Genomic DNA, 12,827 nt, shown 5'->3' with positions numbered 1-12,827 from the left:
TTAATAACACCAATAGCAATAGAAGAAGGATTAAGATTTGCTATAAGAGAAGGTGGAAGAACAGTAGGAGCAGGAGTAGTAACTAAGATTTTAGGATAATACTAAACTTTACTGATAAGGGCAAGGGTGACCTTGCTCTTTTTTTATTTCTATAATAGGGAAAAACAATATGGAAAAACAAAATATGGAAAATTATATATAAAACATAAGTATGTTATAATAATTAGATGGTACCGTTGTTACCTAGGTTTTTTACAATACAAGGAGTGTTTAGATGATAGAATTTAGAAATGTTTCGAAAATTTATCATGGGGGGAAAATTGCAGTAGAAGATATTAATTTATCTTTTGATAGTGGAGAATTTGTGGTTTTTATTGGTACAAGTGGTAGTGGAAAAACTACTTGTATGCGTATGATAAATAGGATGATAAAGCCTACTAAAGGGGAAATATTAATAGATGGTAAAAATATAAAGGATATTGATGAGGTAAAACTTAGAAGAAGGATAGGCTATGTTATACAACAAATTGGTTTAATGCCTCATATGACTATTTATGAAAATATTACCTTAGTTCCTAAATTATTAAAATGGGATGAGAAGAAACAAAGGGAATCTGCTGAAAATTTAATAAAAAAAGTTGATTTACCTTTAGACTATTTAGATAGATATCCTAAGGAATTATCCGGTGGACAGCAGCAAAGAATTGGCGTTATAAGAGCCTTAGCAGCTGACCAGAACATAATACTTATGGATGAGCCTTTTGGAGCACTGGACCCAATTACAAGGGATTCCTTACAAAAGCTAATTAAGAGACTTCAAAAGGACATGGGAAAGACAGTTGTATTTGTAACTCACGATATTGATGAAGCCTTAAATATGGCAGATAAAATTGCTATATTAGACAAGGGGAAATTAATACAATTTGATACACCGGAAAATATTTTGTTAAATCCTGCCAATGAATTTGTAGAGGAGTTTTTAGGTGAAGAGAGAATAAATCAAGCTAAGTCAAAAACTCAGACTGTTGATGAAATAATGTATACAAAGCCAATTCATATTAAAGGTGACAGAACAGTAGGACAGGCTATAAGACTTATGAGAGAAAAAAGAGTAGATACCTTATTTGTAACAGATGATGATAATATTCTTGAAGGTTTTATAGATATATTTGATATTGGTAAGGTAGATAGAAAGAAAACGAAAGTACAGGATATTTTAAGGGAAGCTAACTTTATTGAATCCGGTACCTTAGTAAGGGAAGCGGTCTTTCTAATATCGGAATGTGATTATAAAAACTTGCCTGTTGTTGATAGTAATAATAAATTAATAGGTATTTTTACAAGAGCAAATATAGTAGATAGTTTATATGATGATTCTTTTGATGAAGATGAAGAAGAATTACAAGAAGAAGAACTTGTGCATAGCACATCAGAAATAGAATAGGTGATTTAATGTTAGAATTTTTAAAATTAAACTATATGGATATTTTAAATAAAACATTAGAACATCTATATATATCTTCAATGGCCTTAGTTCTAGGAATAATAGTAGCAGTACCTTTAGGGATAATTTTAACAAGAACTAAAAAAATATCCAATATAATTATAGGACTGGCTTCCTTACTTCAAACAATACCTTCTTTGGCCTTACTTGCTATAATGATACCAATATTTGGAGTTGGAAAATTTCCGGCAATTATAGCCCTATTTATATATTCCCTACTACCTATTTTAAGAAATACCTATTTAGGAGTAGTAGGAGTAGATGAAAATATAGTAGATGCAGCTAAAGGAATGGGAATGACAAAGACCCAGTCAATCTTAAAGGTTGAAGTTCCATTGGCAGCACCTGTAATAATGGCAGGTGTAAGACTTTCAGCTGTATACGTCGTAGCCTGGGCTACACTAGCATCATATATAGGTGCTGGTGGTTTAGGGGATTTGATATTTTCTGGATTAAATAACTATAATCCCAATTTAATAATATTTGGTACAATTCCTGTTACTGCTTTAGCTTTAATAGTCGATTTTTTATTGTCAAAAGTTGAAAAATTAGTAACTGCTAAAACTGGAATGGAGGAGATATAATTGAGAAAGAATTTAAGAAAAATACTTTTATTAATTATAGCTTTAGGACTATTAACATCTTGTTCACTTCCAGGTCTTGGTGCAAATATTAATGAAGAAAATATTTTAATTGCAAGTGGAAATACTACAGAAAGACAGATAGTTTCTGAAATAGTTCGTCAAATGATTGAACATTACGATGATGATGTTAAGGTTGGAATAATTAATAACCTAGGTTCAACTAATTTAATACATCAAGCCTTAATGAGTAATAATGCTAATGTTTCAGGTGTAATGTATACAGGAACTTCCTTAACTGGAGAATTGGAAATGGAACCAATTATTGACACAGAAGAAGCTATGAGAGTTGTAGTTAAGGAATATAAAGATAGATTTAACCAAAAATGGTATCCATCATTTGGCTTTGAAAACACCTATGCCTTTATGGTTACAAGACAATTTTCTGAAGAAAATAATATAACTAAAGTTAGTGAATTAGAAAATATGGCTTCGGAATTAAAAGCAGGAGTCGATACGGCTTGGATGCAAAGACAAGGTGATGGCTACGAGGACTTTAAGAGAATATATGGGTTTGACTTTTCAAAGGTATATCCAATGGAAATTGGTTTAGTATATAATGCTGTAGAAGCAGGGGAAATGGATGTAGTATTAGGTTATACTACTGATGGAAGAATTCAATCTAACGATTTAGTAGTTCTGGAAGATGATAAGAATTTATTTCCACCATATGATGCTAGTCCAGTTGTAAAATATGAATTAATAGAAAAGTATCCTAAAATAGATAAAATAGTTTCAAAACTAGAAGGTACAATAACAAGTGAAGATATGCAAAAACTTAATCGTAGAGCAGATGAAGATCTAGTTGAACCGAAAAATGTAGCAACGGAATTTTTAAAGGATAATGACTATTTTAAGGACAAGGAACCGATAGTATCGGAGGGAAGATAATGGAAATATTAAAAGGATTAATTGAATACTATAAATTAAATGGTATGTATGTAACAGAGCAATTTATAAGGCATTTTTTAATATCCATTTATGGAGTATTATTTGCCGCTATTATAGCTATACCCTTAGGCTTTTTTATAGCAAGACATTATAGACTAGCTGATTGGGTTATAGGTATTGCAAATGTAATTCAAACTATTCCTTCTTTAGCCTTACTTTCTATACTGATGTTAGGACTTGGCTTAGGTACAAATACGGTAATTGCTACTGTATTTCTATATTCCCTGCTACCAATATTAAAAAACACCTATTCAGGAGTAGTAAATGTTGATAGGAGTTTAATTGATGTTGGTAAGGGCATGGGTATGACTAGGTGGCAACTAACAAAAATGGTTGAGCTACCATTGTCCTTGTCTATGATTATGGCAGGTATTAGAAATGCCTTAGTAGTAGCCATTGGAGTTACAGCAATAGGAACCTTTATTGGAGCCGGTGGTTTAGGAGACATTATTTCAAGAGGAGTAAATGTTAGTAACGGTTCTTCAATAATAATAGCCGGTGCATTGCCAACGGCATTAATGGCCTTACTGGCAGATTTAATTTTAGGATATTTAGAGAAAAAAATTAATCCGTTAAAGGAAAATTAAAAATTATTAAATATACAAAGTTCTAGACTTGTCTAGGACTTTGTTTTGTATTTATTACTTTTATATTTGTTATAATATAGTAATAAAAAAATCTCTTAAAAAATATATTTTTGTGATATAATAACAAACGAATTCAATATTTGGAGGATAATATGTGCGGATTTGTAGGTGTACTTAACCCTAATAAAATAGATGAAAATTATAAAGAAATTGTAAAGAAAATGGCTGATGAAATTATTCATAGAGGGCCTAATAGTGACGGGTATTTTTTCGATGATTCAGCAGCTTTTGGCTTTAGACGCTTAAGTATGGTTGATTTATCATCCTGTGGGGACCAACCTTTTTATACAGAAGATAAAACAAAGGTAATGGTTTTTAATGGAGAAATTTATAATTACAAGGAAATAAGAGCAGAATTAATAGAAGATGGTTATGAATTTATTTCCAATACAGACTCAGAAGTACTTTTAAAAGGTTATGATAAGTGGGGAGAAAAAGTATTAAATAAATTAAGAGGGATGTTTGCCTTTGCAGTTTGGGATATGGAAAATCAAGAATTATTTCTAGCAAGGGATTTTTTCGGTATTAAACCTTTATACTATACAATGAATACAAAAGATGGAAGTGTATTATTTGGTTCAGAAATCAAGTCCTTTTTAAAAAATCCTAACTTTATAAAGGAATTTAATAAAGATGCTTTAAAACCTTATTTAACATTCCAATATTCAGCCTTAGAAGAAACATTCTTCAAAGGGGTTTATAAATTAAAACAAGGCCATTATATGAAAATCAAAAATGGTAGAATGGATATTAAAAGATATTGGAAACCTGAATTTAAGCCAACTAATAAAACATTAGACGAATATGTTGAAGATATTAGAAAAGTAATGGAAGAAACCGTAGACCTATATAAACAAACTGATGTAAAATGGGGTTCATTTCTTTCAGGAGGAATTGATTCATCCTATATTGCCTGCCTAAGTAAGCCGGAAAAGACCTTTAGCGTTGGCTTTAAGGATTATGAAGGTGATTATAACGAAACTCATTTAGCAAAAGAGCTTTCAGATATTATTGGAGCCGAACATCATGTTAAATTAATAGGAGCAGAGGACTGTATAGAAAATCTTCCTAGAATACAGTATTTAATGGATGAGCCACATTCAAATCTTTCTGCAATACCACTTTACTTCCTTTCTCAAATGGCAGGGGAGCATGTAACAGCAGTCTTATCTGGCGAAGGTGCAGATGAATTATTTGGTGGATATTTTACCTATGGGGAAACAGAAAACCTTAAAACATACAAGAAACTACCATTTGGTTTAAGAAGATTTTTGAGAAACAATACAAAAAATATGAAGCGAACAAGACTTACTAAATTATTTGATAGAGGTGGAAGCTATCTTCATGAAGAATTTATTGGAGAGGCAAAAATATACGAGCCTGAACATGCAGATAAATTGCTAAAACCAGAATACAGAAAAGGTAGAAATCCCTATGAAGTAGCTAGGGAGTTTTATTCAACAATTCCAAATGAGTCAGAATTAACTAAAAAACAATTAATGGACATGGAATATTGGATGCCGGGGGATATTCTTTTAAAAGGCGATAAAATGAGTTCAGCTCATAGTATAGAGGTAAGAACACCTTTCCTAGACCCTAAAGTAATGGAAGTTGCAGCAACTATTCCAGAGGAGTTTAGAGTTAATGGCGATAAATTTAAATACGCCTTAAGAAAAGCTTCAGAAAAATCATTACCTGATGAATGGGCAAATAGAAAAAAAGTTGGCTTTCCTGTTCCAATTAGATATTGGTTAAGGGAAGAAAAATATTATAATATTTTTAAAGAAGAATTTACTTCAGACATAGCAAAGAAGTTTTTTAACACCGATGAATTAGTTAAATTATTAGATGAGCACTATGAGAAAAAAGCATTAAATCAAAGGCTTTTATGGACACCATATGTATTTTTAATATGGTACAAGGAATATTTTATAAAGAGATAAGGTTGGATAATAATCCTGCCTTATTTTTTATTAGAAAGAGTGAAATATCATAGTATAAATTTGTGAATATTTATAAAGATTAAAGGATTTTTCCTGTAGAGAAATTACTGCTTTTATTTTATTTAAATTGAAAATACCTTATAATACTCTATAAGGTTAATTTGGAGGCATAATGAAAGAATTTAAATTAAGAAAAGCTTTAAGAGAAGATACACCAGTAATATTTGAACTTATAAAAGAACTGGCTATTTATGAAAAAATGCTAGATGAAGTTGTTGCAACAGAAGAACTATTAGAAGATCATATCTTCAATAAAAAAAGAGTAGAGGTTTTAATAGCTGAGGAAGATAATAAACCAATAGGTTTTTGCCTATTCTTCTATAATTTTTCTACCTTTGTCGGCAGGTCGGGAATTTATTTAGAGGATATCTATATAAAACCAGAATATAGAAGCAATGGTTATGGGAAGATTATTTTTAAAGAATTAGCAAAAATTGCAGTAGAAAGAAACTGTGGAAGAATGGAATGGGTTTGTTTAGACTGGAATAAATCAGCAATTGAGTTTTATAAAAAAATTGGAGCAGTTCCAATGGATGAATGGACTATTTACCGTTTAGCTGGAGATAGATTAAAAAAAGTAGCAGAAAAGGAGGACTAATGCAATATAAATATATTGAATTAAAAAATAAAAACAATTTAACAATTAGAGGCGTACAAAATTTACCAGATGAATATAAGGAGACGGAAAAATTACCAACAATTATAATTGTCCACGGTCATACAGGAAACAAAATGGGCAATGCTTTTTTCTATGTTCGAATGTCAAAATACTTTACTTCTAAGGGCTACACTAGCTTTAGGTTTGACTTTACCGGTAGTGGAGAATCCGACGGAGAGTTTGAAAATATGACATTAACTTCGGAAATTAACGACATGGATTCTATAATGGATTACGTTAAAAATTGTGAAAATGTAGATGTAGATAATATATTTATTATTGGTCATAGTATGGGTGGATTTATAACAACCTTAAAAGCATATGAATATAAACCTAAGAAGATTATATTATTAGCACCTGCAAATGATATGTTTGAAGGTGTAAAAAAAATCTATGAAGGATACGGTGAAGACAAGGAAGAAGTAAAATACTATGGGCTAAAAATTAAAAAATCCTTTATGGACGACATGGAAGGCTATAAGCCATATGAAAAAGCAGCCTTGTATAAGGGAGATGTTTTAATCCTTAGAGGTGAAGTTGATATGTCCGTGTCTAAAACCACTTGTGAAAAAACAAAAGAGGCTTTTGGTGAAAATGCTGAACATATAGAAATAGAAGGAACAGACCATAGCTTTACGAATTATGATATACGTAGTTATATGATGGATAGAATATATGATTTTATAAAATAGAATTAAATAGTATACGTATGAATTTTCAAGAGGTAGAATTATGAAAGTTGTAGTTTCAGTTGACTCCTTTAAGGGTTCTTTAGAATCAATAGAAGCAGGAGAAATAATAAAACAGGGAATTTTGGAAGAAATAGAAGATGCAGAAATTGTTGTAAAGCCTTTAGCCGATGGAGGAGAGGGAACAGTTTCAGCCTTAGTAACTGGACTTAAGGGTAAATTTATAGATGTGGAAGTTACAGGTCCTATTGGAGAAAAAGTTTTAGCAAAATATGGTGTAGTAGGGGAAAAAGCTATAATTGAAATGGCAACTTCTTCAGGCTTAACCTTAGTTGAAAAAGAAAAAAGAAACCCTATGAACACTACTACTTTTGGACTTGGTGAAATAATAAAAGATGCCTTAAATAGAGGATATAGGGAATTTATAATTGGCATAGGTGGTTCAGCTACTAACGACATTGGTTTAGGCATGCTAACGAGTTTAGGATATGATTTTCTAGATGAAAATGGAAAAAAAGTAGGTATCTATGGCAAGGATTTAAGTAGAATTTTTGCCATAGATGATTCTAAAGTCGATAAAAGAATAAAAGAATCCTCTTTTGAAATTGCCTGTGATGTAGATAATCCACTTTTTGGACCTAATGGTGCAGCAAGTATTTATGGTCCACAAAAGGGAGCAACAAAAGAAGATATAGAAAAACTGGATCTTTGGGCTATAAAGTTTTCGGGAATTATTAAAGAAAAATATGGATTATTCTATGAAAATGACAAGGGAGTAGGGGCTGCCGGTGGACTAGGCTATGCTTTTAAAACCTTTTTAAATGGAAAGCTTTTAAGGGGAGTAGATATTATTACTGAGTTTTTAGAACTTGAAGAAGATATTAAAAATTCGAATTTAGTTATTACAGGAGAAGGGCAATTGGACTATCAGACTATGATGGGAAAGGCCCCTAGTGGAGTTTCTAAAATAGCAAATAAATATAAGGTTCCTGTTATAGCTATAAGTGGTTCTCTAGGAAAAGATGTTGAAAAAATAAACGAAGAAGGAATAGACGCCTATTTTAGTATAATTCCCTATCCGGTAAGTTTGGAAAAGGCAATGGAAAGGGATTTTACTAAGAAGAATTTGAAAGATACTATAAAGCAAATTATAAGGGTTTATAAAATAGGAAAATCTGCCTATAAATTTAAATCTATTGAAAAGGTTTAGAAAGGCTCTGTGAAAATCACAGAGCCAAAATTTATTTTTCTCTATATTTCTGAATAGATTCTTATCCGATTAGTTAATATCTATATATTTGTATAACTATTTTGCTCTTTCCTTTATTATACCTTGTTTATAGGCTTCAAATAAACTGGTTAATTCCTTAATACGTTCTTCTATTTCCTTGCCTTCATCAGTATCTTTTACTAGTAACCTTTCAGGGAAGCGTTCAGTTATATGGAGTTTTGGAGTATAGGCACCATGAACGGATTCCATTACTTCATAATTACTATGTTCAGCTAGGGCTAGGTAATGGGAGTTAAACATTAAGGTATAACCGGCAATTCCGGTTTTTGGCTGGTATGCTTTTGAAATTCCACCATCAATAACATACATTTTTCCATTTGCAGAAATAGGTTGTTGACCATCTTTTAACTTTACAGGAATATGACCGTTTATTACATGGGAGGTCTTAGGGTTTAAATTAAATTCCTGGAAAATTTTATCGACAAATTCTTCCTTCTTACTAAGCTTAAAGTATGGATCAGAAACTTCCTTACTAATTGGTAAATCTCTACCTATGAAGAAGTTTTCAAAAGTAGACATCTTATGTTTACCAAATAATGGTGATATTGGTCCACACCACATATACCAGAATAAATCCAACACTTTTTCTCTTTCTTTTGAATTTATAGATCTTGGTAAATAAGCAGTTTCTCTTGCTTTTTCGTCAAAGAAATCCATTAGGGATTTTCCCGAATATTCAACACCGTCATAAACAAGGGTTTTAAAACTGCCATCTTCGTTCATTGGTATACATCCATGGAAAAGTAGATTTGAATTAGTAACCTTGTAAACACTTCCCTTATCAAATAAGAATTTTAAATGCGTTTGCATTTTTTCACTATGTCTAAAGGAGGTATTTAAACTTTCAATAACCTCATGCTCCCTATCGGTTAATTTAATAGGATCTTTTTTATCTACTGTAGGGAAATTAGTGTCCAGTAAAGGGTATTCTTTTCCATCTTCTGCAATATAAACATTTTTTTCAAAGTCTATATTTTCCAAGGTAATCCTATGGTCCATATTATACTGAGGATTTCTTTTTAATATTTGACTGGCTAATTTAAACTGTATAATTGAAATAGCCTTGTGCATTTTTGCAGTAGCGTATTTATTAACGCTATAGTATTTATTTTCGTCAACAATTCTAGGCATAAATCTTTCGCAAGGGTCATCTTTATAAACATCTATTGCAAAAGAATATAATGGTCTTAAATTTATTCCATAACCATCTTCTAGGGAATCAAAATTATTGTAGCCTAAAGCTATTCTTACAACATTAGCAACTAAGGCTCTGTTTCCAAGGGCGGCACCCATCCAAATTATGTCATGGTTACCCCATTGTATGTCAATATCATGATGATCCATTAACACATCCATAATAATATCTGGACGAGGACCTCTATCGAAAATATCACCAACAATATGTAAACAATCAACTGAAACATTTTGAATTAAATGACATAGTGTTGTTATTATTTCCTTAGATGCATTAATTTCGATTATTGTGTCAATTAAAGTATCAAAATAATCCTGTTTATTAATTTCAATATAGTCAATATGAAGCATTTCATCAATTAAATCCCTGTAAGCTTCAGGTATTTTGTTTCTTACTTTTCTTCGGGAATATTTAGACGTAACTACTTTTAATAATTTAATAAGGTTAAAAATGGTTTTCCTAACCCAACTATCTGTAAAATCACCGGACTTAGTGACTAATGTTAGGAAATTAGATGGTTCATAAATAAGATTTGAAAGTTCATTCATTTGATCTTCTGTCATTTCATATTTAAATTCCTGGGAAATTTTTTGTCTTGTATTTCCGGAAGCGGACCTTAATATTCTTGTAAATGAAGTATATTCGCCATGTAAATCACTTAAAAAATATTCAGTTCCCTTTGGTAAAACGGAAATAGCTTTTAGCTTAACAATTTCACTAATAGTTTTTTCTATTGTATTAAATTCTTTCGACAACAATTTTAGGTATTTTAAATCATCCATTAACTATGCCTCCTTATATATATAATACTATAAAATAGTAAATATTAAGAATTTTAATAGAAGAAAATGAAAGATAATATAGAAAATAAATAAAATGTAAATATTAATTCAAAATAATAAAGAAATACCAAGAAAAGGTGTATAAATATTCACATACGAGTAAATGTTTAAAAACCTTATTGTTGAAATTCCAACGCTATTAAAAAAATATTATAATTTACACTAAAATATATCATTTTTTTTAAAAAAATATAACTTTCAGTCTAGTAAAGTTCTGTTTTATTTGTTATAATATTAAACATTATTATGAAAGAGACAGGAGTGACAAATTTGAAAAAGAATATTTTAAAAATATTATCTACAGTTCTTGTTTTATCCTTTTTAGTAACAGGTTGTGTAGGTAAAAATGACTCGGAAAAGTCAACTGGTGCAGGAAAAGATGGAGCATCAAATTCAGAAGAAATGTTAATAGGTGGAATATCACCAATGACAGGTGAAAATGCTATTTATGGTATAACAGCTACAAATGGTGCTAAATTAGCATTTAAAGAAATAAATGAAGCTGGTGGAATCTTAGGAAAACAAGTTAAGTTTGAAATCCTTGATGATAAAGGTGACAATACAGAAGCAGTAAATGCATTTAATAAATTAGTATCACAAGATGCAGTAGCAATAATAGGAGCTATTACTTCAGCACCTACAGAAGCTGTTGCACAACCAGCTGTTGATGAAAACATGCCTTTATTAACACCAACAGGAACACAATTTGGACTTACTAAAGATAGACCAAATGTATTTAGAGTTTGTTATACAGACCCATTCCAAGGTGAAATCTTAGCTCAATATACAGCTGAGAATTTAAAAGCAACAAAAGCAGCAATCTTAACAAATAACTCATCAGATTACTCTGACGGTATAGCAAAAGCATTTGCAGAAAAAGCTAAAGAATTAGGTGTAGATATAGTTGCAGAAGAATCTTACGGAAAAGGCGACACAGACTTTAGAGCACAATTAACAAAAATTGCTGCACAATCTCCAGAAGTAGTAGTAATACCAGATTACTATAAAGAAATTGCATTAATTTCACAACAAGCTAAAGAAGTAGGAATTGAAGCTACATTAATAGGTGGAGACGGCTGGGATGGAGTAGTTGAACAATTAGACGAATCATCTTATGCAGATGTAGAAAATGCAGTATTTACAAACCATTATTCATTACAAGATGAAAGTGAAAAAGTTCAAAACTTCATTAAAGCATATAAGGATGAATATAATGAAAATCCATCATCATTTGCAGCTTTAGGTTATGACGCAGCTTATCTTTACAAAGAAGCAATAGAAAAAGCTGGAAGTACAGACAAACAAGCTATAGTAGATGCAATGAAAGAAATTGATTTTGAAGGAGTTACAGGAAACTTGAAATTTGACGAAAATAACAACCCTGTAAAATCAGTTTCAATGATTAAAATAGTTAATGGAGAATATACTTTAGATTCAGTAGTGGCTCCAAAATAAACAAGGTTTTTTAAAAGCCATCTCAAAAGAGATGGCTTATTTAAATAATAAGGGGAGATTATATGAAAGAATTAATACTTCAAATAATCAATGGATTACAATTAGGAAGTATTTTTGCCTTAGTTGCTTTAGGATATACTATGGTTTATGGTATTGCCAAGTTAATAAACTTTGCCCATGGTGATATTCTTATGGTAGGTGCATATGTTGCTTTAGCGTCGGTGCCGATGTTAAGTAGTGCAGGGTTACCAATTTGGTTGGCAGTTGTACCATCAGTAATATTTTGTGCTGTTTTAGGTATGGTAATAGAAAAAGTAGCCTATACTCCTTTAAGAAATTCGCCTAGAATTTCAAATTTAATTACTGCTATAGGAGTAAGTTTACTTTTACAAAATGTAGTAATGACATTTATTGGAGCAAATCCACAATCATTTCCAAAAGTGTTCAATGTAAAACCATTGAATATATTTGGAATAAAAATTAATTTTAGTATTATTGTAACTATATTAGTTACCGGTATTTTAACTATATTATTACAATTGTTTTTAAGAAAAACAAAATTTGGTAAGGCTATGAGAGCTACAAGTGAGGACTATGGAGCTTCAAAGCTAGTAGGTATTAATGTAAACCATACTATTTCAATGACCTTTGCAATAGGTAGTGGTTTAGCTGCAGTAGGTAGTATTTTATATCTTTCAGCCTATCCACAACTTTTGCCTAATATGGGCTCTATGATGGGGATTAAAGCCTTCGTAGCAGCGGTTATAGGAGGTATAGGAAATATACCAGGTGCAGTTTTAGGTGGCTTAATTTTAGGTTTAGTTGAAGCTTTAACTAAGGCCTATATTTCATCTCAATTAGCCGATGCCTTTGTATTTGGTATTTTAATAGTTGTATTATTGGTTAAACCTACAGGTATATTAGGTGAAAATATTAAGGAGAAGGTGTAAT

12 protein-coding genes are annotated in these 12,827 nt (G+C 30.9%); 11 read left to right on the top strand and 1 reads right to left on the bottom strand.

All coding sequences use genetic code 11. The features are described from left to right. From WAO56_RS08950 to WAO56_RS08910, 9 genes are all read left to right on the top strand, one after another. A partial coding sequence (locus WAO56_RS08950) for a hypothetical protein (protein ID WP_422143964.1) occupies positions 1–99 on the top strand: 99 nt, incomplete at its 5' end. Between the two features lie 175 nt (positions 100–274). Beyond that, a complete protein-coding gene (locus tag WAO56_RS08945; protein ID WP_422143869.1) occupies positions 275–1,444 on the top strand; it encodes an ABC transporter ATP-binding protein in 1,170 nt (389 codons plus the stop codon). An 8-nt stretch (positions 1,445–1,452) separates the two neighbouring features. Then, positions 1,453–2,088: an ABC transporter permease gene (locus WAO56_RS08940; protein ID WP_422143870.1), complete on the top strand. Its 636-nt coding sequence runs from the start codon at positions 1,453–1,455 to the stop codon at positions 2,086–2,088. Continuing rightward, positions 2,089–3,036 carry an osmoprotectant ABC transporter substrate-binding protein gene (locus tag WAO56_RS08935; protein ID WP_422143871.1) on the top strand — a complete coding sequence of 316 codons (948 nt, stop codon included), beginning with the start codon at positions 2,089–2,091 and terminating at the stop codon, positions 3,034–3,036. It begins immediately after the preceding gene. Beyond that, positions 3,036–3,683 (top strand): ABC transporter permease, encoded by a 648-nt coding sequence (locus WAO56_RS08930; RefSeq protein ID WP_422143872.1) that lies wholly within the window; start codon positions 3,036–3,038, stop codon positions 3,681–3,683. The genes WAO56_RS08935 and WAO56_RS08930 overlap by 1 nt, the downstream gene beginning before the upstream one ends. Before the next feature lie 152 nt (positions 3,684–3,835). Continuing rightward, complete coding sequence (gene asnB, locus WAO56_RS08925; protein WP_422143873.1) at positions 3,836–5,686, top strand: asparagine synthase (glutamine-hydrolyzing); 1,851 nt, start codon at positions 3,836–3,838, stop codon at positions 5,684–5,686. 172 nt (positions 5,687–5,858) lie between these two features. Next, on the top strand, positions 5,859–6,344 hold the full coding sequence (locus WAO56_RS08920; RefSeq protein WP_422143874.1) for a GNAT family N-acetyltransferase: 486 nt from the start codon (positions 5,859–5,861) through the stop codon (positions 6,342–6,344). Continuing rightward, positions 6,344–7,096, top strand: a complete 753-nt coding sequence (locus tag WAO56_RS08915) for an alpha/beta hydrolase family protein (protein WP_422143875.1) — start codon at positions 6,344–6,346, stop codon at positions 7,094–7,096. Before WAO56_RS08920 ends, WAO56_RS08915 begins: the two co-directional genes overlap by 1 nt. 40 nt (positions 7,097–7,136) lie before the next feature. Beyond that, positions 7,137–8,303 (top strand): glycerate kinase, encoded by a 1,167-nt coding sequence (locus WAO56_RS08910; RefSeq protein WP_422143876.1) that lies wholly within the window; start codon positions 7,137–7,139, stop codon positions 8,301–8,303. A gap of 96 nt (positions 8,304–8,399) precedes the next feature. On the opposite strand, the gene WAO56_RS08905 is transcribed toward WAO56_RS08910, so the two are convergent. After that, complete coding sequence (locus WAO56_RS08905; protein WP_422143877.1) at positions 8,400–10,361, bottom strand: fructose-1,6-bisphosphatase; 1,962 nt, start codon at positions 10,359–10,361, stop codon at positions 8,400–8,402. A 321-nt stretch (positions 10,362–10,682) separates the two neighbouring features. Here WAO56_RS08905 and WAO56_RS08900 point away from each other — a divergent pair, with 321 nt between their 5' ends. Together WAO56_RS08900 and WAO56_RS08895 are read left to right on the top strand one after the other, a co-directional pair. Beyond that, positions 10,683–11,876 carry an ABC transporter substrate-binding protein gene (locus WAO56_RS08900; RefSeq protein WP_422143878.1) on the top strand — a complete coding sequence of 398 codons (1,194 nt, stop codon included), beginning with the start codon at positions 10,683–10,685 and terminating at the stop codon, positions 11,874–11,876. A gap of 62 nt (positions 11,877–11,938) precedes the next feature. Continuing rightward, the gene (locus WAO56_RS08895; protein ID WP_422143879.1) at positions 11,939–12,826 is read left to right on the top strand and encodes a branched-chain amino acid ABC transporter permease; all 888 of its coding nucleotides are present in this window, start codon (positions 11,939–11,941) and stop codon (positions 12,824–12,826) included. Position 12,827 lies beyond the last annotated feature (1 nt).

This window comes from Miniphocaeibacter sp., from assembly GCF_049276255.1.
In the GTDB taxonomy this organism is placed as follows: Bacteria; Bacillota; Clostridia; order Tissierellales; family Peptoniphilaceae; genus Miniphocaeibacter.
This window is presented reverse-complemented; position numbering and strand designations above follow the sequence as displayed.